Raw genomic sequence first — 21,961 nt, 5'->3', positions numbered from 1 at the left:
GGGCTTATTCAAGTAGAATTCCCGGCGTTTCGCACGGTTCCTGTCACTGGCCCACATCAGCCTGAGGTACCCAGGCAACGAGCCAGGTCGATATCAAGGCCAGGTCAATATCCAGATAGTCCCAACACCGAGATCGTTAGCTACATGGATTCAGTCTATTCGCTTTTTCGCTCAGCAGGGTCCGAGGTGGGCCGTCGCTGGCTTTGCTGTCTGGTGCTGGCGGCCAGTCCTCAGGTGCTTGCCCAGGCGGGTGCTGACGGAGCCCGGGAGACCGAAGAGCGTGACGCAGAGGCCAGCGATCTTGACTGGGTGCCCGCCGAGGCGTTGACCGAGGCCCAGAAAGCGACCCTGCCCACCGGCTGCTGTGGGGTCTATATGGCGCCTGCGCGCGACGATGCGGACGCCCAGGTACCGCCGAATGAGGCGGCCACCCGACTGAGCGCGGATCGCTCCGAATCCCGCGGGCAGACCCACCACACCCTGGAGGGTGATGTCAGGGTAAGCCAGGGAACCCGCAGCCTGCGGGCGGATCGGGCGGAAGTGGACCAGACCACCCGCGATGCCCAGGTGTCCGGGGATATCCAGATCCGGGAGCCGGGTGTTCTGCTGCGCAGCGAGTCGGCCCGGATGAACCTCGACAGCGGTGATGCCGAGCTCGACGACGCCCGCTTTGTGCTCTACGAAAGTCGGGTGCGGGGGAAAGCCGATCGGCTGACCAAACTGGGCGATCATTTTATCGGTCTGGAAGACAGCGCTCTGACCACCTGTGAGCCGGGCAGCGATGCCTGGAGCCTGAAAGGGCAGGCGATCAACATTTATCCCGAGCGCCACTATGGCACGGCCAAGCACGCCCGCATGGAAGTGTTCAATGTGCCGGTGTTCTACGCCCCCTACCTGCGCTTTCCGATCGACGATCACCGTCAGACCGGGTTTCTGTTCCCTTCACTGGGGGAGAGCCGGCGCAACGGGTTCGAGGCCTCGATTCCGTTTTACTGGAATATTGCCCCGAACCTGGATGCGACCATTACGCCGGAGTACATGTCCAAGCGCGGAACGCTCTGGGGGCTGGAAACCCGACATCTGTCCCGGCACTTTGAAACCCGGGTGAGCGGCGGTTTTCTGGACGAAGACGAGAACCCCTACAGCGGGGCGCAGCGGGATGTGAGCGATGAAGAGGGCGATGACCTCAACCCCTACTTCGGCGAGTCGCGCTGGCAGTATCAGATACTGCAGCAGGGCGGTGCGGGGCAGCGCTGGAGTACGGAAATCGACTACACCGCAATCAGCGACAACGACTACCTGCGCGACCTGAACAGCAGTGGCCTGGACGTGAACCGGACCGCCCAGGTGGCCAAGCGGGCCCGGGCCGCCTACCAGGGGGATCACTGGTTGCTGGGCATCAAGGGCGAGGAGCTGCGCGCGCTGAGCACCGCCAAATGGCCGCACCGGGAACTGCCCCGGATCAATGCCGACGGTCGCTACCAGTGGGGCAACTGGGTTCTGGGGCTGAACAATGAGTACACCTACTTTGACGTGAACAGCACCTTCGAGAATGATAACCCGGAGTTCATCGATAACCTGCTGGTGGGTGAGCGGTTCCGCACCGATTACAGCCTGACCTGGGACAAGGACTGGGTGTGGGGCTTTTTCAAGCCGAGCGCGATTGTCAAAAGTCTGAGCTATCAACTGGACGAAGATCGATTGGCGGAAGGGGCTGAGCCCGACCCCAGTCTGGTGGTACCCCAGGGTACACTCGATATGGGGCTGTACTTCGAGCGGGATGGCCAGCTGTTCGGCAAGGGGTTCCTGCAGACGCTCGAGCCCCGGCTGTTCTATTTTTACAGTGACTTTGAAGATCACAGCGACCTGTTCGGCGTGAGCCGGAACAATCGTCCGGTGCTGTTTGATGCCAAGCCGCTGACTTTCCAGTACAACCAGCTGTATCGTACCTCCCGCTTTGCCGGCGGGGACCGGATTGAGGACGCCAATCAGCTTTCGGTGGGTCTGACCAGCCGATTTATCGACCCTCTGACCGGGGTGGAACAGATGAGTCTCAGCGTGGGGCAGATTCTGTACTTTTCCGACCGCCGGGTCGGTCTGAACACCCCGGACCTTGAGTATGACCCCGAGGAGAATCCGGACGCGGAGCGCCCCGAAGAGACCTACGAGCGCTCCGAGCTGGCCGGTCAGTTCACCGCCCGGGTGGGCGACCGGCTCAACGTCAACGCCAATGTGGCCTATAACGAGTTTGAAAGCCGTCTGGGCAGCGCCAACGCCAGTATCCGCTACATGGACCAGGCTGACCGGATCATGCATCTGGGCTACCGCTACACCCACCGGCCGCCCTCTCCGGGCCTGGAAGACCCGACCGCGGTGCAGGAGCGGGCCCTGGACCAGGTGGATTTTGCCTTCCACCTGCCTGTGGCGGCGCAGTGGAGCCTGGTCGGGCGCGCCAATTATGACTTTACCTATGAAAAGGAACTCGATACCTTCGTCGGACTCGAATACAACGACTGCTGTTACCGGGTCCGGCTGCTGGCCCGGCGCTGGCTGGACTTCGACTACACGCCGAACTTTCTGGAGCGGGTAGACGCTGACGATTACGACCAGAGCATCATTTTTGATTTTCAATTCAAGGGTCTGGGCAGCATCAACCGCAAGGTCAATGATCTGCTTGAGAAAGCCATTCCGGGCTACGGCGTCCGGGACGGTTCGATCCGCTAACCATTAGAGATAACTGACTGTTATGCAAGCAAACCGGATTACCCAACGTCTGATTCCCGCTGTTCTGGCGTTGTTGCTGGCCAGCCCTCTGGCGCTGGCAGAAACCGAAATGCTCGACCGCGTAGTGGCCATCGTCGGAGAAGACGTGGTGCTCGAAAGCGAGCTGGAAGAGCGGCTGGCGTCCATCAAGGCGCGTATTCAGCAATCGGACAGCAATCAGAATCTGCCCCCGGACAGCGTATTGCGGGACCAGATTCTGGACCAGTTGATTCTCGAGCGTCTGCAGATGGAAATGGGGCGCCGGTTCGGCATTGAAGTGTCCGATCAGCAACTGGATCAGACCATCGCGCGCATCATGCAGACCAACAACCTGACTGAAGCGCAGCTGCGCGCCGACCTGGAAAGCCAGGGGCAGACGCTGGAGGGCTTCCGGGACCAGATTCGCCGGGAGATGTGGGTCAACCAGATCCAGCAGGCGGTGGTGAACAGTCGGATCGACGTCAACCAACAGGATATTGAAAGCTTCCTGGCCTCCACCGATGGCAAGTTTGCCACCTCCCCGAATTACCGCCTGGGTCATATCCTGCTCTCGGTGCCCAGCAGTGCCAGTGACGAAGAGGCCTCTGAGGTGCAGGAAGAGGCGGAGCGCATCCGTCAGGAACTGGTGGACGGCGCCGACTTTGAACAGATGGCCATCACCCACTCCAACGACGCCAACGCCCTGCAGGGCGGTGAAATTGGCTGGCGCAAACTGGAGCAACTGCCGGAGCTGTTTGCCGATGTGGTCGCGGGACTGGAAGAGGGCGATGTGTCCGAGCCGGTGCGCAGTGGTGCTGGCTTCCATATCCTGAAAGTACATGAGACCCGCAGCAACACCGGCAACAGCATGGTGGAGCAGACCAAGGCCCGACACATTCTGATCAAGACCTCGGAAATTGTCGACGATGCCGCTGCCGAGCAGAAACTCACCGAGTTGCGCGAGCGGGTGCTCAACGGTGAGAGCTTTGCCGACCTGGCCCGGGAGCACTCCGAGGACATCGGCTCCATGCTCCAGGGCGGCGATCTGGGCTGGACCATGCCCGGCCAGATGGTTCCCGCCTTTGATCAGACCATGAACGAGACCGATGTGGGTGAGGTCAGTGAACCTTTCAAGAGCCAGTTTGGCTGGCACATCCTGACGGTCGAAGATCGCCGCGAGCAGGACATGAGTGAACAGATGATCCGCAATCAGGCCGCAAACATGCTGCGCGAGCGTCGCTTCGACGAAGAGCTGCAGACCTGGCTGGCGGAAATCCGGGAAGAGATTTACGTGGAAGAGAAGTTGTGACCGAGGCTCGTAACCCTTTACGCCTGGCGCTGACGCCGGGCGAACCGGCCGGGATCGGGCCGGATCTGGCGGTCCAGTTGGCCCAGACCGAACGCGCCGATGAAATTGTGGTGATCGCGGACCCGGCACTGTTGCAGGACCGGGCCCGGCAACTGGGACTGCCTCTGACTGTCCGTGAATTCAATCCCGCCGATGTGGCGCAACCCCAGAGACCAGGGGAGCTGACCGTCGCTCCTGTGCCCCTGCGCGCGCCTTGTGAGCCCGGCGTACTGAACCCGGCCAACAGCGCCTATGTGTTGCAGACCCTGGACTTTGCCATCGCCGGCTGTCAGGCGGAGACGTTTCAGGGACTGATTACCGGCCCGGTGCACAAAGGGGTGATCAATGAAGCGGGTATTCCGTTCAGCGGTCACACCGAATACCTGGCGGACAAAACCGGTACTCCCCGGGTGGTGATGATGCTCGCCACCGAAGGGCTGCGAGTGGCGCTGGCGACCACACACCTGCCCCTGCGCGATGTTGCCGATGCCCTGAACGAAACGCTGCTTACGGAAGTGCTGGATATCCTGCATGGCGATCTGCAGCGGGATTTCGGTATCGCCGAGCCGCGCATTCTGGTGTGTGGCCTGAATCCCCATGCCGGCGAGGGCGGACACCTCGGGCGGGAAGAAATCGATCTGATCGAACCCGTACTGGAGAAGCAGCGGGCCAAAGGTCAGACACTGATCGGCCCGCTACCCGCCGATACCCTGTTTACGCCCAAGCACCTGGAGCAGGCCGATGCGGTATTGGCCATGTATCACGATCAGGGGCTGCCGGTATTGAAGTACAAAGGCTTTGGTCAGGCGGTGAACGTCACTCTGGGGCTGCCCATCATTCGTACCTCCGTGGACCACGGCACGGCGCTTGATCTCGCGGGCACGGGCCGAATCGATTCCGGGAGTCTGCAGACCGCGCTGGATTACGCGCGCACCATGGCGGCGGCCCGCTTCGGAGGTCGCTCATGAGTCGGCCGGGCAAGCAACGCATGGGCAACGGCGAGGCCCCCCACCGCGCCCGCAAACGGTTCGGTCAGAATTTTCTGGTGGATGGCAACGTCATCGATCGCATCGTTGGGGCCATCAACCCTCAACCCGGCGAGCTGCTGGTGGAAATTGGCCCCGGTAAAGGCGCGCTGACCGCGCGCCTGGCGGACAAGGCCGAACATTTACGGGTCATTGAGTTGGACCGGGACCTGGTGCCCTGGCTGAAAGTGCAGTTTGAAAAGCACCCGGATTTTGAGCTGTTCCAGGCCGACGCGCTGAAGTTTGATTTCACTACCTTGATGAATGACGAGCAGTCGCTGAGAATTGTCGGCAATCTGCCGTACAATATTTCCACGCCGTTGATTTTCCATCTGCTCAGCTACGCCGGGCAAGTGAAAGACATGCACTTCATGTTGCAGAAAGAGGTGGTCAAGCGAATGGCTGCCGGCCCGGGTGAAAAAGCCTATGGCCGACTGGGCATCATGGTGCAGTACGACTGCCAGGTCGAACCGTTGTTTGAAGTACCGCCCGGTGCTTTCGACCCGGCGCCGAAAGTGGACTCCGCCGTCGTTCGGCTGACTCCCCACGCCCGGCGCCCGTTTACCGCCACCAACCGGAAGACCCTCTCCCAACTGGTCAATGTCGCCTTTCAGCAGCGGCGCAAAACCCTGCGTAACGCGCTGAAGAATCTGGTGGAGCCTGAGCAGTTGGACCAGCTGCCGGTGGATGCCAGTTTGCGTCCGGAAGCCCTGTCACTGGAAGACTACGTTCGCCTGGCCAACGCCATCGACACCTTGAATTCGGCGTCTTAGCCCCCACAGTAAGACGCAGTTTCCGCCTTCAAGGGCGTCGCCCTGGCGAGCCCGCACTCTGGAGTGGCCTGGTCCTATGACGCACAACATTCGGGTATCCGTAAAACCCGCCTACATTGAACAGCAGTCCCAACCCGCTGAACACCGCTTCGTGTACGCCTATACCATCACCATCGACAATCAGGGTGATGTGCCTGCGCAACTGATCGGTCGGCACTGGGTCATACGCGATGCCGACGAAAAGAAACAGGAAGTGCGTGGCATCGGGGTGGTCGGTGAACAGCCACACCTGCCGCCCGGCAAACGCTTTACTTACACCAGCGGTGTGATTCTGGATACCGAGACCGGTATCATGGAGGGCAGCTACCAGATGAAGACCGAGGATGGCCAACTGTTTGATGTGCCCATCCCTGCCTTCGCACTGGTACCGCCCCACGCGATTCACTGACCGGAGCGTTCATGAGTACCTATGCCATCGGGGACATTCAGGGCTGTCTGGGTCCGTTGAGACAGTTGTTGGATCAGGTCAACTTCGATCCCGCCGAAGACCGGTTGTGGATTGCCGGCGATCTGATCAACCGCGGTCCGAGCTCGCAGGAAACCCTGCGCTTTCTGTACCAGATGCGCGACCGCCTGACGGTGGTGCTGGGCAATCACGATCTGCACCTGATTGCGGTGGCGCGAGGACATCGCGCCCCGAACAATAAAGATACCCTCGAAGATATTCTCGGCCACGACGAGCATCCGGAATGGATCGAGTGGCTGCGTCACATGCCGTTGCTGCATCACGATCCGACATTGAATTTCGTTATGACTCATGCCGGCATTCCTCCACAGTGGCATCTTGAGCGGGCCAAGGCCCACGCGCGTGAAGTTGAAGCGGTTCTGCAGAGTAGTCAGTTGGATGACTTTCTGGCCCATATGTACGGCAACGAACCGAGTCAATGGAAGCATAAGCTGTATGGTATGGATCGGCTGCGGATGATCACCAACTATTTCACCCGCATGCGTTTTTGCACGGCCGACGGTGATCTGGACTTGAATAACAAGGGGGAGGCGGGTTCTCATCCGCCCGGATTCGCTCCCTGGTTTGCACACCCGAAACACAAGTGTCGCAACGAACGGATTCTGTTCGGTCACTGGGCAGCCCTGGAAGGCAAGGCCGACGCACCCAATGTGTTCGCACTGGATACCGGTTGTGTCTGGGGCGGTTCGCTGACCGCGATTCGTTTGGAAGATCAGAAAACTTTTCGTTGTGATTGCTCGCTGTTAAAGAATTTGTGAACTGTGCACCAAAATTGCACAGGGAGTGTGACAAACTGAGCGCCGCCAATTAGAATGCGTCCCGCGCATCGCCCGATGCGTTTCTGATTGGACAATTGATGTACACAAAAGGAGCACTCATGAAAATCAAATCTCTGGCACTGGCAACCGCTTTTTCCCTGACGTCCGGCCTGGCGATGGCAAACAGCTATCAAGCCGAAGTCGGCGCTAGTTACACTGATGTCGAGAACGGCGATGGCGTTTTTGGCATGTATGGCGAGTTCCACTTCTCTCCGGTACAGACTCGCAATCACCCGCTGGCGGAAGCCGCTTTCCTTGAGCGCTCTTCCAATGTCTATGCTGCAGCGGATGACGATTTTGATGCGTTGACCGTGGGCGGTGAACTGTATGTTCCCGATACCATGTTTTACGTGGGTGGTCGTGTGACCCGCGTTGATAATGCGGCCGGTGATGAAACCACCGCTTATGCCACTCTGGGCCTGACACCGGTCGACGGTCTGTTGGTTACTACAGAATTCTCTGAGGATGGCTACGATGCCAACATCAGTGCCAAATACGTGACCAGCCTGGGTGGCGGTAACTTCGTCAACCTGGAAGGGACGTATCAGGATACTGATTTCGATGATGATATCCTGTCTCTGGGTGCCGATTTCTATTTCGATCGTACTTGGAGTGTCGGTGCCGGTTATACGGACTTTTTGGGTGATGATCAGTTTACCTTGCGCACTGAAAAGTTCTTCACCAACGAAATCAGCGGTCGTCTGTCGTTCACCGACTCCGATGCGGCTGGCAATGTCTTCACCATTGGCGGTGCCGTTCGTTTCTAAAAACAGAAACGATGGTGATGTCAAAAAAACCCGGCCTGGCCGGGTTTTTTTGTGTCTGAAGGTCGGGTTTCCCTTGCACTTGTGAGAACGCCCCGATAGATTTCCCCTACACCACTGACCGGGGGCGACCGTGGATATTGAATTGCTCAGAACCTTTCTGGAGGTGACCCAGACCCGACACTTCGGGCGTGCTGCGGATAAACTGTTTATTACGCCCGCGGCGGTCAGTGCCCGTATTCGTCAGCTGGAGCAGACCCTGGGGGTCACGCTGTTTTTCCGCACCCGGGGCAATATCCAGATGACCGCAGAAGGGGAGCGGCTGTTGCCGCACGCCCACCACCTGCTGGAGGCCTGGGCGGACACTCGACGCGAGCTGGCCCGGGAGGCCGAACCCGACCGCCACCTTCGCCTCGGTGCCACGCCGGGGCTCTGGCAGTTCTTGCTCGCGGGCCTGCCCGCCCGCCTGCAGCGGGAACTACCCGATATGACCTTGCGCGCCGAAGCCTGGTCGCCCGACGAGCTGCTCGACCGGTTGTCGGCCGAGCAGTTGGATCTTGCATTGTTGTACGACCTACCGGGCGATGGCGCCCTGAAGTCCCGCCGTATTGGTCAGGTGCGCCTGGCTCTGTTCAGCAGTCAGCCGGATCTGGATGTGAAGGCTGCACTGGCCGACGGGTATGTTTCGGTGGACTGGGGCGCGGCCTTTGCCCTGTTTCAGGCGAAGCGCTTTGGCGAGGTGACGGCCAGCCTGCATACCAACCAGGCCAGTGTGGCGCTGGCGACTTTTCGCGAGCGAAAGGCAAGCGCTTACTTACCGGAAGAGTTGGCTGGCGAGGGGGTGTATCCGGTAAGGGGGGCGCCCGAGTTTACCCGGCCCCTGTACGCGGCGTTTCGACCGGAGCAGGAGTTCAGCCCCAGTGTGCAGCGAGTGCTGGATGTGTTGGTCGAGGGCGATGCGCTATCGCCCTCTCAATCCTCTTAGAAATCGAGTTCCCATAGATCGTCACAGCCCAGCTCTTCCTTCAGCCGACGCCGTTCCAACCGGTCTTCGATCTTCCGGCGCATATCCAGAATATGTTGGTTGGCCTCGCGGCCTGTCAGTTTCACCGGCTCCTCGTCGTTCTCGGCCTCGGTGGGCATATCGTTGATGTAGTCGGTATCGTCATCGGAATGATCAATGTTCACAGCCATGGACATCTCCAGCGTAAGAAATGACAATGCACAAGCGGGTTGTGTCATGAGCCAGTTGGTTCATGCCGCTAACCACCAGGCCATGTGGCGCTATTTACCACGGGGAGTGCCGATGGCAAAGCAAAAAAAATTTGCCGTCATCCCTAATTTTTCTGATCCTGAGTGAGCAGTGAGGAAATCAGTGGATATCCAGGACAAGACCGTGATCGGCTGGCGCGAATGGGTGCGGATGCCCGCCCTGGGCCAGGCCGAAATCAAGGCAAAAATCGACACAGGAGCGCGCACCAGTGCGCTGCACGCCTACTTTGTGGAGCCCTTTGAGCTGGATGGTCGCCCCTGGGTGCGCTTCGGGTTACACCCTCGCCAGAAGGATACCGAGGTGCAGATCGAGTGCGAGGCACCGGTGATTGACCAGCGCCGGGTCACGGACTCCGGCGGTCACGCCGAAATGCGCTACGTCATCGCCACCACTATGGTGCTTGGGGATCAGGCGTTTGATGCCGAGGTGACCCTGACCGACCGGGAGAATATGCTGTTTCGAATGCTGCTAGGGCGCGGCGCGCTCAAGCCGCGCTTTCTGGTCGATAGCGACCAATCCTTTCTGCTGGGGGGCTCCAAATTCCAGCCCCCCGGTGAACTGAACCTATCCTGATTTGAGCCTTTGGACCGTCTATGAAAATTGCCATTCTGTCGCGCAACCGTCGACTGTACTCCACACGACGTCTGATTGAAGCCGCCGAGGAACGCGGCCACGAGGTGCGGGTACTGGATATCCTCAAGTGTTACATGGATATCACCCCCTCCAACCCGAGTATCTGGTACATCGGCGAGAAGCTCGAAGGGTTCGACGCGGTCATCCCCCGTATTGGCGCTTCGGTGACCCACTACGGCCTGGCGGTGATCCGTCAGTTTGAAATGATGGGCGTCTACTGCCTGACCGAGTCGGTCGCGCTGGGGCGCTCCCGGGACAAGCTGCGGGCCATGCAGCTGTTTTCCCGCAAAGGGCTGGGCATGCCGCGCACCAGCTTCGCCTACCACGTGCACAACACCAAAGACCTGATCAAGCTGGTGGGCGGCGCGCCGCTGGTGGTCAAGCTGTGTGAAGGCACCCAGGGCCGTGGCGTGGTGCTGGCGGAAACCGCCAAGGCGGCGGAGAGTGTGATTGAGGCCTTCCGCGAACTGCGCGCCGAGTTTCTGGTGCAGGAGTTCATCAAGGAAGCCGGGGGCAGCGATATCCGCGCCCTGGTGATCGGCACCAAGGTGGTGGCGGCCATGCAGCGCACCGCCATGGAAGGGGAGTTCCGCTCCAACCTGCACCGAGGCGGTAGCGCTCAACTGGTCAAGCTGACGCCCTCCGAGCGCCAGACGGCGGTCAAAGCCGCCCAGACCATGGGGCTGTCCATCGCCGGTGTTGACCTGCTGCGCTCGAGCCGGGGCCCGCTGCTGATGGAGGTGAACTCTTCGCCGGGTCTGGAAGGTATAGAAGGGGCCACGCACAAAGATGTGGCCGGTGCGATCATCAAGTTTGTCGAGGAAAACGCCAAGCCCAACAAAACCCGCACCCGGGGCGGTAAAGGGTAACGTCTATGGCCAACTCCTCACCCGCCGCCAAAACCGACCCGGGCCGACGCGCCCGGGAAAAAAACCGCACCCTGGACATTGGTGGCGTCAAGGTGGCCCCGGGGGAGCGTACGTCGGTGGATATCCCCCTGGCCGCCATGTACACCCACTCGGATGTGGAGATGACAGTACACGTCATCAACGGTCGCCGGCCCGGTCCCTGCCTGTTTGTCAGCGCCGCCATTCACGGCGATGAACTCAATGGTGTGGACATCATCCGTCGGCTTCTCAACTACAAACAGCTCAACCAGTTGCGCGGTACCCTGATCGCGATTCCCGTGGTCAACGTGCACGGCTTTCTGAACCAGTCCCGCTACCTGCCCGACGGCCGGGACCTGAATCGCAGTTTTCCGGGCAGTGAGCGGGGCTCCCTGGCGGGGCGGGTGGCGAATACTTTCGTGGGCGATATCCTGAAAAACTGCACCCACGGTATCGACCTGCACACCGGCGCCCGCCATCGCAGTAACCTGCCCCAAATTCGCGCCGACCTGAGCTCGGACGAGACGCGCAATCTGGCCATGCAGTTCGGTGTGCCGGTAGTGCTCGATGCCAAGCTGCGGGACGGCTCAATGCGCGAGGCGGCCTCTGATATGGGCATTCCCCTGTTGTTGTATGAAGCCGGGGAGGCTCTGCGCTTCGATGAGCTGAGCATCCGTGCCGGTGCCCGGGGTATCATCAATGTCATGCGCGAGCTGAAAATGCTGCCCCAGCGCAAACGCCCGGCCAAAATCCCCCAGGCCGTGGTCGCCTCAGACAGCCGCTGGCTGCGCGCGCCCACCAGTGGTGTGATGCGCTCGCGGGTGCAGTTGGGGGCGCGGGTCAAGAAGGGCGATGTGCTGGGGATGATCGCGGACCCGTTGGGGCTGAATGAATCCCCGGTGCTGGCACCCGCCGAGGCCATCGTGATCGGCATGACCCACCTGCCGCTGGTCCACGAGGGCGAGGCGCTGTACCACCTGGCGAATTTCCATCGCCGCACCGGCAAGGTCGCCTCCGAGGTGCAGGGCTTCCACGAGCATTTCAGTGATCAGGAAGAAGAACCGTTCTTTATCGGATGGGATGATTCGTTGGAAAACTGAGTTTGGGAACGGCGGATGCGCGCTTCGCGCTTATCCGCCCTACGCGCATTTATACCGCTGCGCTCGGCCGTAGGGCGGATAAGCGAAGCGCATCCGCCGTTACCCAACCGCTAAATCACGCCAACGCGTTCAACTTCACCACATTGCCGTCAAAGGCGAAGTGCTTTCCCACAAAGCGTGCCTCGAACTGCCGGGCGGTGAGAGGCTTGGAGAACAGGAAGCCCTGGCCCTGATCGCAGCCCTCATCACACAGCCAATCCGACTGAGCGGGCTTCTCCACCCCCTCTGCCACCACCGACAGCTGCATGTTGTGCGCCAGACCAATGATCGACTTGGCAATGGCCGCATCGTTCGGGTCGCTCTGAATATCGTGAATAAAACTGCTGTCGATCTTCAGCTTCTGAATCGGGAAGCGCTTCAGGTACGCCAGGGACGAATAGCCGGTGCCGAAATCATCAATCGCCAGATACAGCCCCATTTGATTGAGCTGCTTGAGCTGATTGATGGTCTCACCCGCGTGCTCCATGGCACAGCTCTCGGTGATCTCCAGTTCCAGATACTCCGCTGGTAAGCCGGTCTCCCGCAGAATGCTTTCCACCTTCTCCGGGAAATTACGCTGGCGGAACTGGCGCGGTGACAGGTTCACCGCCATGCGGCCCACTTTCTTGCCCGAGTCCAACCAGCGTTTCTGCTGATAGCAGGCCTGGCGCAGCACCCACTCGCCAATGGGCGCGATCAGGCCGGTTTCCTCGGCCAGGGGAATGAAATGAGCCGGGGAGACCAGACCGCGTTCCGGGTGTTGCCAGCGCACCAGCGCCTCCACACCCATCAGCTCGCCGGTTTTCAGATCGATCTGGGGCTGATAGTGCAGAATCAGCTGCTCCTGCTCCACCGCCCGGCGCAGATCGTTTTCCAGTAGCAGGTAGTTGACCGCCGTGGCGCTCATGCCCTTGGCGTAAAACTGACAGTTGTTTTTGCCGGCTTCTTTCGCCTTGTACATGGCGATGTCGGCGTTCTTGAGCAGCTCGTCGGTATCGGTGCCGTCATCCGGGTAGACACTCACCCCGATACTCACGGTGGTGGTGATCTCGTGACCGGCAATCTCCAGCGGCCGGGCCAGAGTCACCAGCAGCTTGTTGGCGATGAACACCACATCTTCCATGTCGTGCACGCCCTCGAGCACCACCACGAACTCATCGCCGCCCAGACGGGCGACGGTATCCATGTCGCGCACGCCTTCGTTCAGGCGCATGGCGATGGCTTTGAGCAGCAGGTCCCCGGAGTCGTGTCCGAGGCTGTCGTTGATGTTCTTGAACCGGTCGATATCCAGCAACATCAACGCCAGTTTGCTGTTGCTGCGTTGGGCTCGGGCCAGGCCGTGATAGATGCGGTCGTAAAACAGGGAGCGGTTGGGCAGGGCGGTGAGCGAATCGTGGAAGGCCATGTAGTTCAGGCGCGACTGTTGCTCGCGCAGAGCATTTTCCGCCAGCTTGCGCTCGGAGATGTCGGTGCAGATGGTACAGACACCGAACACATCGTTATTCGGGTTTCTGAGGGGGAACTTCACCATCAGATAGGTGTGCAGGCTGCCGTCCTTGTGCATCAGCTCCAGTTCGGTCTCGAAGGTCTGCTGCTTGTCCTGGGTGGCCAGGTCAATATCCCAGAGTGCCTGAGCCACTTCCTTGGGGTAGACGTCGAAGACGTTCTTGCCGACAAACCCCTGCTCGTCCACGTTCTGCAGCTGCTTGTAGTGCTCACTGGCGAGTACCACATTGCCGTTCAGGTCCTTGACCGAAATCAGGGCCGGAGAGTGGTGCAGAATGGCGTGCAGGTAGGTCTCGCTGGCCCAGAGGGCCTGCTCGGCCAGGCGGTGGCGCTCGCTCTGCTCGTCGTGGCGCCACATTTCGATGATCTGTCGGGCCAGCAGGCCGCTGAAGGCCCATACGGTATCCAGCTCCTGAACGCTGCGCTCCAGGGCGGGCAGATCGTCCTGGCTTTCCAGATAGAAGGCGGCGATGGGCTTGTCGTGCTCGAAAATGGGGTAGAGATAAGCGGAGCGGGTGCCCTTGGGGGTGATGTCGTGACCCAGGCGGACAATGGCGCTGCTGTCCAGGGCAATGGGCTGTCCCTCGGCAAAGACGCGCTCGATCTGGTTGTGGGGAAAGCCTCGGAGCTTGTTAAGGGCGGTGGCGACGGTATCGATTTCGGGCTGTTTCTGGGCGTTCAGGCGGGCGATGGATTCGACGAAGAGTCGTCGGTCCCGCTCTATGATCAGCGCGGCCCGGCTCACCGCAGGCTTGGCCATGACCAGCTTTACTAGACGTTCGGCGATTTGTTTGTGGTTCAGGTCGGTGAACAATCGTTGGAAACGCTTGATCAGTTCAACCGCCGTCAATTTCGTCTGCATAGTCGCCCAGTTTGGGTGGTCTTCGTGGCTAACATCAAACCCGATCGCCGCTTATTACGGCGTGTCGGTTTCAGCTCCTTGTACAAGGCGCCTTGCTCCTGGTGATCTGGCTTGCGTTGCTTTACGTGCCAGATAGCGCCAATCTATTAAATTCTTTCACAATACGCAAGAAATCCTGACGCGCGTACTGATCGAATGACCCCAACGACCTGTTGTTCAGGTTATTATTTTTTTTCATAAGACCTGCATCATAAGCCGCCTTTGGCGCAAGAATCAAGGCCCGATTGGCGGCTGTTGCTTTGTTCAGGAGAGGATGGCCTTGAGCGCGGTGATCAGCGCCTGCATTTCGGTGTCGCTGCCGATGGAGATGCGCAGGTACTCGGACAGGCGGGGTTTGTTGAAATAGCGGACGATAATGCGGGCGTCGCGCAGTTGGCGGGACAGTTCGGCCGCGTCCTCACCCTCGGGAACGCGGGCGAAGACAAAGTTGGCTGCCGAGGGCACGGTCTGGAAGCCCAGCTCCTGCAGGCGAGCCTCGGTCCATTCCCGGGTGGCGATGACCTGATCCCGGCACTGACGGAAATAGTCGTCATCCTCGATGGCCACAATGGCGGCGGCCTCGGCCAGGCGATCCACCGGGTAGGAGTTGAACGAATTCTTGACCCGCTCCAGCCCCTCGATCAGCTCCGCCGAACCCAGGGCGAAACCCAGGCGCAGGCCGGCCAGCGAGCGGGATTTGGACAGCGTCTGGGTGACCAGCAGGTTGGGGTAGCGGTCCACGAGTTGCGCCGCGCTCTCGGCCCCGAAGTCGACATAGGCTTCGTCGATCAGCACAACGCTATCGGTGTTCTCTTTCAGCAGTGCCTCAATATCGCTCAGGGGCAGTGCTCGCCCGGTGGGCGCATTGGGGTTGGGGAAGATGATGCCACCGTTCTCTCGCCGGTAGTCGGCCAGATTGATGCTCAGGTCGTCGGCCAGGGGCAGCATTTCATAGTCGATGTCGAACAGCTGGCAATAGACCGGGTAGAAGCTGTAGGTAATGTCCGGGTACAGCAGGGGGCGCGGTTGCTGGAAGAAGGCCATGAAGGCAAAGGCCAGCACTTCATCGGAGCCGTTGCCGACGAAGGTCTGTTCGGGTTTGAGCCCATAATAATCGGCGATGGTCTGCTTGAGGGCGCTGGAGTTGGGGTCGGGGTAGAGGCGCAACTTGTCGATGGCCCCATCGGTCAGCACGTCCCGCACCCGGGGGGAGGGCGGAAACGGACTTTCGTTGGTGTTGAGTTTGATCAGCCCATCAATTTTGGGCTGCTCACCCGGCACATAGGGCTCAAGCTCACGGACCCGCTCACTCCAGAAACGCGACATGTAAAGACCTTCTTTGGGTTTACGTCAAAACCGTCATTATACATGAGGTGCTTGTTGATTCGTGCTTCGTAGGAAGTCCGGCTTCCTTGGGGTATACCGTTTGGAGACCCGGAGTTTTCATCACGTCCGGGCCGAGGAGGGGAAGCCCTTTCAAGACACGCCGTGAACCCGGTCCCTACGCGCTCCCGGCGCTTCGGGACACTTCCCACATCCATGTGGGTCGTCCACGGGGGCTCGACGCGCGGAGTCCCTCCGCTTACGGTCTTGAAAGGGCTTCCCCTCCCCGTCCCTCAGTGCCATGTTTAACTCACGGCGCTATGGTTCCGGCGGATGCACTTTGCTCCGAATCGTCGGACCGATGCGCCTTACGGATAGCACGGTAGGTTGCGTAGGGCGGATAAGCAAAGCGCATCCGCCGTTACCCAAGGTGCAAATTAAAAGGTGCTAGTTCCCGAAACGTGACGCCGGCACCGCGGAGGCTGGATATACCCTTGTGAGACCGTCACTTGCCTTTGGACGCCCCACATGGATGTGGGAAGTGTCCCGAAGCGCCGGGAGCGCGAAGGGGGCCGGCAGGTGTCGAGCCTACACGGATGTATTCACGGCGTGTCTCACAAGGGTATATCCAGGCGGAGCAGTATGTCCGAAGTACACTCGTCTGATCAGGCATTTCGAAGCACGCTCCCTGTATAATGCCCCCAACCAATAAACCTCAGGAGCCCCGCATGTTCGAATCCCTACCCAAGCTACCCAACGACCCAATCCTGGGACTGAGCATCGCCTTTCGTGACGACCCCAACCCGGAGAAAGTCGATCTCGGCGTGGGAGTGTATCGTGATGCGTCCGGCAACACCCCGGTGATGGCCGCGGTGCATGAAGCGGAAGCGCAGCTGCTCAAAGCGGAAATCACCAAGGCCTACACCGCTCCGGCCGGTTATCCGGGCGCGAACGAGGCGGTGCAGGAGCTGGCATTCGGCCCGGAGCACCCCGCGCTGGCCGCGGGTCGGGTGGCGAGTGTGCAGACCCCGGGTGGCTGCGGTGCACTTCGGCTGGCGGCGGAACTCATTCAGCGGGCCAGAAAGGGCGCCCGGGTCTGGGTCAGTACCCCCACCTGGGCCAATCACGTGCCGCTGCTGGGCAGCGCAGGGCTGGAGCTTAAAGAGTACCCCTATTATGACTTCGAGCGGCATGCGCTCGATTTTGACGGCATGATGGCGGCCCTAGCTCAAGTGCCCGCCGGGGATCTGGTGCTGTTGCACGCCGCCTGCCACAACCCCTGTGGGGCGGATCTGACCGAAGCGCAGTGGCGTCAGGTGACCGAGCTGGCCAGTGAGCGGGGCTTTGTGCCCTTTATCGATATGGCCTATCAGGGCTTTGGTGAAGGCCTGGACGCCGACGCCTTCGGGCCCCGCTGGATGGCGGAGCAACTGCCCGAGGTGTTGGTAGCGGTGTCCTTCTCCAAGAACTTCGGTCTGTATCGGGAGCGGGCCGGGGCGCTGGCGGTGGTTGGGGCGGATTCTGCCCGGGCCGAAGCGGTGCAGTCGCAGCTGCTCAGCGTCGCCCGGGGGCTTTACTCCATGCCGCCGGCTCACGGCAGCGCTCTGGTGGCGGGGATCTGGGCGTCCAACGAACTGCGCCAGCGTTGGCAGAGCGAATTGAGCGAGATGCGCGGGCGGATCCAGACGCTGCGCGAAGCGCTGGTGGGCTCGCTGGCCGCGACGGTGCCCGGTCAGGACTTTGGCTTTATCGCCCGGGAGCGGGGCATGTTTTCGTTTCTCGGACTGACCGAGGCCCAGGTGGGCCAATTAAAGGATCGCTACAGCATTTACATGACCGACAACAGCCGCATCAACGTCGCCGGGTTGAATCTGGACAAGGTGGATTATGTCAGTCGGGCCATCGCCGAGGTGCTGCGCGGCTGAGTGTTGCTTAACTTGCCGCGCTGCTTGCTAGCGCGGCGGGTTCAGGCGCACCTCCCGGCCTTCGGCCTGACGGTGCATGAAACCCTGAATGCGACGCACCCAGAAGCTGCGTTCGTCCTCCGGGTCCTGAGCATCGGGGCGTCCGATCACCAGCGTCTGGTAGTGCTCAAGACGAAGCCGGCGCGCGCTGTCCCGGTGGCGACGCTGTTGCTCGCGGGTGCGGGCATCGGGGCCGAGAAACACGTCCAGAAGCGGAAGGGCAGGCACCGCGAACAGGGTTTCCAGTTCGGCTCGGTCCAGCGTTATGGCGCCATGTTGATTGACCAGAATCAACGCCCTTATGGGGCCGGATAGCGGGCTTTCTCCGGTACTGGGCGGCTCGCCCTGTGCCCCCGCTTCCAGTTGGGGGCGCAGTACCGCCATCACCTCTGGGGCGCTGATCGGGTCCACCAGTACCACCAGGTTGCCCTGCCCGTTGGCGTCGAGCCAGTTCAGGGCGGCATTGACCCGCTGCGCTATGCGCGTTTCATGGTCGGGCAGTGGTGGCGCCAGGTCCTCCTCCGCTTCCTCGTTGGCAGACGGCTCGGCGGCGGGCGCGTTTTCCTCGTCCGGCTCACCGGCCTCTTCACCGGTTGCCTCCTCTTCATCGGGCGTCTCGGTGGCTGGTGCTGGAGTTTTGGGCAAAGTGTCTTCCGGGCGCTCGGGGACGGGTGCTTTGGGCGGCAAAGGTAAGGTGACGGCGAAGGTGGCCCAGCCGTGGCGCGGTAAAGCCTGACGAAGATTGGCCAGTGGGGCCGGCCAGTGGGGTGGGTTTTCCGCGCTATAGAACATCAATAGGGCGCCCTTGGGCTCGGCGGCCGCCGGGCGGAAAAGGGCGAGCGTCTCGTTTTCCGGCTCGGGCAGGGACAGCCACTGGGTGTCGTCGGGGAAACGCTCGGCCAGCAGGGTCTGGTCCCGGTCGCGGCGCGATGCGTACTGTGGCGGCTCCGGTTCGGGCGGAGCTGCCTCCACAGCGGTTTCCGCCGCCTCTCCGTCGCCCTCAGTACCCGGCGCCGGAGCGTTCTCGTCCTGGGCCCAGGCGGGGGCAACCAGCAGGGCCAGAATCAGGCTCCAGCGAAGCCGAAGGAAGAGGGGGGACTCAGTGCGGCGCATGGGCGATTTCCGTTGGCTGCCTATCGGGGTGCATCTTTGGGTACAATGACCGACTGATTCCAACGATCACGAACCTCTATCAACCATCATCGGACAATTTATGCAGAACTTGAAGCGGGATTACAAAATTGCCCCCTCGATCCTCTCCGCCGACTTTGCCCGCCTGGGGGAAGAGGCCGACGCGGTGCTGGCCGCCGGCGGCGACATGATCCATTTTGATGTGATGGATAACCACTATGTGCCCAACCTGACCTTCGGGCCCATGGTGTGCAAGGCCTTGCGCCAGTACGGCATTACCGCCCCCATTGATGTGCACTTGATGGTGGAGCCGGTAGACGATCTGATTGAGCAGTTTGCCGAGGCCGGCGCCAGCTACATCACCTTTCACCCGGAAGCCTCCCGCCACGTCGACCGCTCACTACAGTTGATCGAAAGCGCGGGCTGTAAGGCCGGGCTGGTGCTCAATCCGGCCTCCAGTCTGGATTTGATCAAACACGTGGTGCAGCGTCTGGATATGCTGCTGCTGATGTCGGTGAACCCCGGCTTCGGCGGACAGAAGTTCATTCCCGCGACCCTGGACAAGCTGCGCGAGGCCCGGGCCCTGATTGATGCCAGTGGTCGTGACATTCGCCTGGAAGTGGATGGTGGTGTCAACCTGGAAACCCTCAAGTCCGTGGCCGAGGCCGGTGCGGATACCTTCGTGGCCGGCTCCGCCATTTTCAATGCGCCGGACTACGCCGATGTGATCGGACAGATGCGCCAGCAATTGGCCGAAGTGTGAGATTCACCCCCGCCGGGGCTGGCCCCCGGCGCCGGTTTTGAGTAAACTCAGGCTCACGACGTATTGAGGAGAAGCACGTTGATCTCGTCAGGCTTATATTTGCATATCCCCGCTAAACACCCCGCCCGATGGCGTGGCTAGCTTTCTGTTGCCTGGTGTTGGCCCCCAAGGCCTGAGCCGGGCCCTCGCTGTCTCGGCACGTTACTCGACGTTGGCGTGCTGCTGTTTCGAATACAACCGTTCATGATTTGACTGCACCGGCGACACGGCGTGAGCGGTGGTGATGCAAAACTAAAGGTATAAGCATGACTCCAGAACAATTTTCCCGGCTGGCCTCGGAAGGCTATAACCGCATTCCGGTAATGCACGAAGTGCTGGCGGACCTGGACACTCCCCTGTCCTCCTACCTGAAACTGGCCCGTGGCCCCTACTCCTATCTCTTCGAGTCCGTACAGGGCGGCGAAAAGTGGGGCCGTTACTCGATGATCGGCCTGCCTGCCCGCCGGGTGCTGAAAGCGTTTGGCTCCCGGGTGCAGTTGGAGTGCGATGGTCAGATCGAAGAGCAATTCGAGTGCGCCGATCCCCTGGCGTTTGTCGAAGAGTACAAGCACCGCTACCGGGCGCCGGATTTGCCGGACCTGCCGCGCTTTACTGGCGGGCTGGTCGGCTATTTCGGTTACGACTGCGTGCGCTATGTCGAGCCGCACCTGCAGGAATCCATGCCGGCGGACAAACTGGGTACGCCGGACATCCTGCTCACGGTCTCCGACGAAGTACTGGTGTTCGATAACCTGGCGGGTAAGCTGATTCTGGTGGTCCACGCCAATCCGGAAATCGATGACGCGTACGCCAAAGCCCAGGCTCGCCTGCGGGAGCTGGAGGCGCAGCTGCGCGCGCCGGTGCCTTCGGTACCGGAAGTCGGTCTGCCTGAAGTGGAAGGCCCGGAGCAGAGCTTCACCTCCCACATGGGCGAGGCGGGCTACAAAGCGGCGGTGGAGAAAATCAAGGAGTACACCCTGGCCGGGGACGTGATGCAGGTGGTGCCTTCCCAGCGGCTGTCCATTGACTATCAGGCCGAGCCGCTCAACCTCTATCGCGCCCTGCGCTGTTTAAACCCGTCCCCCTATATGTACTTCCTGGATCTGGGAGACCATCAGGTGGTGGGCTCCAGCCCGGAAATTCTTGCCCGGCTGGAAGACGGTACCGTAACGGTGCGCCCGATTGCGGGCACCCGCCGACGCGGCCGTACCCCGGAAGAAGATCTGGCCATGGAGCAGGACCTGGTCAACGACCCCAAAGAGATTGCCGAGCATCTGATGCTGATCGACCTCGGCCGCAACGATGTCGGTCGGGTGTCCGAAACCGGCACAGTGAAGCTGACCGACAAGATGGTGGTGGAGCGTTACTCCCACGTCATGCACATCACCTCCAATGTGACCGGTCGTCTCAAGCCGGGTCTGGAGGCCATGGATGTGCTGCGGGCGGCACTGCCGGCGGGGACGCTTTCCGGTGCGCCGAAAATCCGCGCCATGGAAATCATCGACGAACTGGAAAGCGAAAAGCGCGGTATCTACGGCGGCGCTGTGGGTTATATCGCCTGGAACGGCAATATGGATACCGCCATTGCCATCCGTACTGCTGTCATCAAAGACGGCAAGCTGTACGTTCAGGCTGGTGGCGGCATCGTGGCGGACTCGGTACCCGAGCTGGAGTGGAAAGAAACCATGAACAAGGCGCGCGCCATTTTCCGCGCCGTCGATATGGTCAATCGCGGCGCCGATACGGACGCACAAGGCGGCGCGAATGCCAAAGGTGGCGCGAATGCCAAAGGTGGAGAGCAGCCATGATTCTGATGATTGATAACTACGACTCCTTCACCTACAACGTGGTGCAGTACCTGGCGGAACTCGGTGCCGATGTGAAGGTGGTGCGCAACGATGAAATCACTGTGGAAGAGGTTGAGGCGTTGGCGCCGGAGAAGATCGTGATCTCTCCGGGGCCCTGTACGCCCAATGAGGCCGGGGTATCCCTGGCGGTAATCAAGGCGTTTGCCGGCAAAGTACCGCTGCTCGGCATCTGCCTGGGCCATCAGGCCATCGGTCAGGCCTTCGGCGGTGATGTGATCCGGGCACCCCAGGTGATGCACGGCAAAACCTCGCCGGTTTTTCACGCGGATAAAGGGGTGTTTCGCGGACTGAACAACCCCTTACAGGCCACCCGCTATCACTCGCTGGTGATCGACCGGAACACTCTGCCAGAGTGTCTGGAAGTCACCGCCTGGACCCAGAATGACCAGGGCCAGCCGGCCGAAATCATGGGGGTGCGCCACAAGACACTGGCGGTGGAGGGCGTACAGTTCCACCCCGAGTCGATCCTGACCGAGCAGGGACACGAATTGTTGAATAATTTTTTGCGCGACTGAATGACTCGTGTCAGAATCAGGTC

The 21,961-nt window shown here is 60.7% G+C and carries 20 protein-coding genes; 16 read left to right on the top strand and 4 right to left on the bottom strand.

All coding sequences use genetic code 11. The features are described 5' to 3' along the window. Nucleotides 1-144: 144 nt before the first annotated feature. The 8 genes from EDC38_RS08075 (at nt 145) to EDC38_RS08040 (ending at nt 8,981) form a co-directional block, all read left to right on the top strand. A complete protein-coding gene (locus tag EDC38_RS08075; protein ID WP_170162876.1) occupies nt 145-2,724 on the top strand; it encodes an LPS-assembly protein LptD in 2,580 nt (859 codons plus the stop codon). Nucleotides 2,725-2,746: 22 nt separating this feature from the next. Further along, entirely contained in the window at nt 2,747-4,051 is a 1,305-nt protein-coding gene (locus EDC38_RS08070) for a peptidylprolyl isomerase (protein ID WP_123638055.1), read from the top strand. Next, nucleotides 4,048-5,058 carry a 4-hydroxythreonine-4-phosphate dehydrogenase PdxA gene (gene pdxA, locus EDC38_RS08065; protein ID WP_123638054.1) on the top strand — a complete coding sequence of 337 codons (1,011 nt, stop codon included), beginning with the start codon at nt 4,048-4,050 and terminating at the stop codon, nt 5,056-5,058. Before EDC38_RS08070 ends, pdxA begins: the two co-directional genes overlap by 4 nt. Next, nucleotides 5,055-5,888, top strand: coding sequence for a 16S rRNA (adenine(1518)-N(6)/adenine(1519)-N(6))-dimethyltransferase RsmA (gene rsmA, locus EDC38_RS08060; RefSeq protein ID WP_246004362.1), 834 nt, complete (start codon nt 5,055-5,057; stop codon nt 5,886-5,888). The genes pdxA and rsmA overlap by 4 nt, the downstream gene beginning before the upstream one ends. Before the next feature lie 76 nt (nt 5,889-5,964). After that, a complete protein-coding gene (gene apaG / locus EDC38_RS08055) occupies nt 5,965-6,336 on the top strand; it encodes a Co2+/Mg2+ efflux protein ApaG (protein WP_123638053.1) in 372 nt (123 codons plus the stop codon). Between the two features lie 11 nt (nt 6,337-6,347). Then, on the top strand, nt 6,348-7,172 hold the full coding sequence (locus tag EDC38_RS08050) for a symmetrical bis(5'-nucleosyl)-tetraphosphatase (protein WP_123638052.1): 825 nt from the start codon (nt 6,348-6,350) through the stop codon (nt 7,170-7,172). Between the two features lie 119 nt (nt 7,173-7,291). Then, nucleotides 7,292-7,999, top strand: a complete 708-nt coding sequence (locus EDC38_RS08045) for a putative porin (protein WP_170162875.1) — start codon at nt 7,292-7,294, stop codon at nt 7,997-7,999. A 130-nt stretch (nt 8,000-8,129) separates the two neighbouring features. Next, nucleotides 8,130-8,981: a LysR family transcriptional regulator gene (locus EDC38_RS08040; protein ID WP_123638050.1), complete on the top strand. Its 852-nt coding sequence runs from the start codon at nt 8,130-8,132 to the stop codon at nt 8,979-8,981. On the opposite strand, the gene EDC38_RS08035 is transcribed toward EDC38_RS08040, so the two are convergent. After that, nucleotides 8,978-9,190, bottom strand: coding sequence for a PA3496 family putative envelope integrity protein (locus EDC38_RS08035; protein ID WP_238559225.1), 213 nt, complete (start codon nt 9,188-9,190; stop codon nt 8,978-8,980). The two genes, EDC38_RS08040 and EDC38_RS08035, sit on opposite strands and share 4 nt — an antisense overlap. Here EDC38_RS08035 and EDC38_RS16350 point away from each other — a divergent pair. The 4 genes from EDC38_RS16350 to EDC38_RS08020 are packed head-to-tail and all read left to right on the top strand — an operon-like array spanning nt 9,189 to nt 11,889. Continuing rightward, entirely contained in the window at nt 9,189-9,356 is a 168-nt protein-coding gene (locus tag EDC38_RS16350; RefSeq protein WP_170162874.1) for a hypothetical protein, read from the top strand. The genes EDC38_RS08035 and EDC38_RS16350 overlap by 2 nt on opposite strands. 3 nt (nt 9,357-9,359) lie before the next feature. Continuing rightward, the gene (locus tag EDC38_RS08030; RefSeq protein WP_051174362.1) at nt 9,360-9,842 is read left to right on the top strand and encodes a putative ATP-dependent zinc protease; all 483 of its coding nucleotides are present in this window, start codon (nt 9,360-9,362) and stop codon (nt 9,840-9,842) included. Nucleotides 9,843-9,862: 20 nt separating this feature from the next. After that, nucleotides 9,863-10,771 carry a 30S ribosomal protein S6--L-glutamate ligase gene (rimK, locus tag EDC38_RS08025; RefSeq protein ID WP_024460973.1) on the top strand — a complete coding sequence of 303 codons (909 nt, stop codon included), beginning with the start codon at nt 9,863-9,865 and terminating at the stop codon, nt 10,769-10,771. A gap of 5 nt (nt 10,772-10,776) precedes the next feature. After that, nucleotides 10,777-11,889: a succinylglutamate desuccinylase/aspartoacylase family protein gene (locus EDC38_RS08020; protein WP_123638049.1), complete on the top strand. Its 1,113-nt coding sequence runs from the start codon at nt 10,777-10,779 to the stop codon at nt 11,887-11,889. A 115-nt stretch (nt 11,890-12,004) separates the two neighbouring features. Here EDC38_RS08020 and EDC38_RS08015 read toward each other — a convergent pair whose 3' ends face one another. Beyond that, nucleotides 12,005-14,296 (bottom strand): putative bifunctional diguanylate cyclase/phosphodiesterase, encoded by a 2,292-nt coding sequence (locus EDC38_RS08015; protein WP_123638048.1) that lies wholly within the window; start codon nt 14,294-14,296, stop codon nt 12,005-12,007. Nucleotides 14,297-14,599: 303 nt separating this feature from the next. After that, nucleotides 14,600-15,661 carry a histidinol-phosphate transaminase gene (hisC, locus tag EDC38_RS08010; RefSeq protein WP_123638047.1) on the bottom strand — a complete coding sequence of 354 codons (1,062 nt, stop codon included), beginning with the start codon at nt 15,659-15,661 and terminating at the stop codon, nt 14,600-14,602. Nucleotides 15,662-16,386: 725 nt separating this feature from the next. On the opposite strand from hisC, the gene EDC38_RS08005 reads away from it, so the two are divergent. Continuing rightward, nucleotides 16,387-17,583, top strand: coding sequence for an amino acid aminotransferase (locus EDC38_RS08005; protein WP_123638046.1), 1,197 nt, complete (start codon nt 16,387-16,389; stop codon nt 17,581-17,583). Between the two features lie 27 nt (nt 17,584-17,610). Here the strand turns inward: EDC38_RS08005 and EDC38_RS08000 are convergent, their stop codons facing one another. Then, a complete protein-coding gene (locus EDC38_RS08000; RefSeq protein WP_123638045.1) occupies nt 17,611-18,735 on the bottom strand; it encodes a DUF3530 family protein in 1,125 nt (374 codons plus the stop codon). A gap of 100 nt (nt 18,736-18,835) precedes the next feature. On the opposite strand from EDC38_RS08000, the gene rpe reads away from it, so the two are divergent. The 3 genes from rpe to EDC38_RS07985 all read left to right on the top strand — a co-directional run bounded on the left by rpe (nt 18,836) and on the right by EDC38_RS07985 (nt 21,938). Then, a complete protein-coding gene (gene rpe / locus EDC38_RS07995; RefSeq protein WP_123638044.1) occupies nt 18,836-19,516 on the top strand; it encodes a ribulose-phosphate 3-epimerase in 681 nt (226 codons plus the stop codon). 305 nt (nt 19,517-19,821) lie between these two features. Further along, nucleotides 19,822-21,363, top strand: coding sequence for an anthranilate synthase component I (gene trpE / locus EDC38_RS07990; protein WP_123638043.1), 1,542 nt, complete (start codon nt 19,822-19,824; stop codon nt 21,361-21,363). Continuing rightward, the gene (locus EDC38_RS07985) at nt 21,360-21,938 is read left to right on the top strand and encodes an anthranilate synthase component II (protein ID WP_123638042.1); all 579 of its coding nucleotides are present in this window, start codon (nt 21,360-21,362) and stop codon (nt 21,936-21,938) included. Before trpE ends, EDC38_RS07985 begins: the two co-directional genes overlap by 4 nt. Nucleotides 21,939-21,961 lie beyond the last annotated feature (23 nt).

Source organism: Marinimicrobium koreense, from assembly GCF_003762925.1.
Taxonomy (GTDB): domain Bacteria; phylum Pseudomonadota; class Gammaproteobacteria; order Pseudomonadales; family Cellvibrionaceae; genus Marinimicrobium; species Marinimicrobium koreense.
This window is presented reverse-complemented; position numbering and strand designations above follow the sequence as displayed.

Coding starts and splice junctions, on each gene's coding strand:
- EDC38_RS08070 (WP_123638055.1), top strand. CDS start 2,747: ATGCAAGCAAACCGGATTACCCAACGTCTGATTCCCGCTGTTCTGGCG.
- EDC38_RS16350 (WP_170162874.1), top strand. CDS start 9,189: ATGGACATCTCCAGCGTAAGAAATGACAATGCACAAGCGGGTTGTGTC.
- EDC38_RS07985 (WP_123638042.1), top strand. CDS start 21,360: ATGATTCTGATGATTGATAACTACGACTCCTTCACCTACAACGTGGTG.
- EDC38_RS08075 (WP_170162876.1), top strand. CDS start 145: ATGGATTCAGTCTATTCGCTTTTTCGCTCAGCAGGGTCCGAGGTGGGC.
- EDC38_RS08050 (WP_123638052.1), top strand. CDS start 6,348: ATGAGTACCTATGCCATCGGGGACATTCAGGGCTGTCTGGGTCCGTTG.
- EDC38_RS08020 (WP_123638049.1), top strand. CDS start 10,777: ATGGCCAACTCCTCACCCGCCGCCAAAACCGACCCGGGCCGACGCGCC.
- EDC38_RS08000 (WP_123638045.1), bottom strand. CDS start 18,735: ATGCGCCGCACTGAGTCCCCCCTCTTCCTTCGGCTTCGCTGGAGCCTG.
- trpE (WP_123638043.1), top strand. CDS start 19,822: ATGACTCCAGAACAATTTTCCCGGCTGGCCTCGGAAGGCTATAACCGC.
- EDC38_RS08045 (WP_170162875.1), top strand. CDS start 7,292: ATGAAAATCAAATCTCTGGCACTGGCAACCGCTTTTTCCCTGACGTCC.
- rimK (WP_024460973.1), top strand. CDS start 9,863: ATGAAAATTGCCATTCTGTCGCGCAACCGTCGACTGTACTCCACACGA.
- EDC38_RS08015 (WP_123638048.1), bottom strand. CDS start 14,296: ATGCAGACGAAATTGACGGCGGTTGAACTGATCAAGCGTTTCCAACGA.
- hisC (WP_123638047.1), bottom strand. CDS start 15,661: ATGTCGCGTTTCTGGAGTGAGCGGGTCCGTGAGCTTGAGCCCTATGTG.
- EDC38_RS08005 (WP_123638046.1), top strand. CDS start 16,387: ATGTTCGAATCCCTACCCAAGCTACCCAACGACCCAATCCTGGGACTG.
- rpe (WP_123638044.1), top strand. CDS start 18,836: ATGCAGAACTTGAAGCGGGATTACAAAATTGCCCCCTCGATCCTCTCC.
- rsmA (WP_246004362.1), top strand. CDS start 5,055: ATGAGTCGGCCGGGCAAGCAACGCATGGGCAACGGCGAGGCCCCCCAC.
- EDC38_RS08035 (WP_238559225.1), bottom strand. CDS start 9,190: ATGGCTGTGAACATTGATCATTCCGATGACGATACCGACTACATCAAC.
- apaG (WP_123638053.1), top strand. CDS start 5,965: ATGACGCACAACATTCGGGTATCCGTAAAACCCGCCTACATTGAACAG.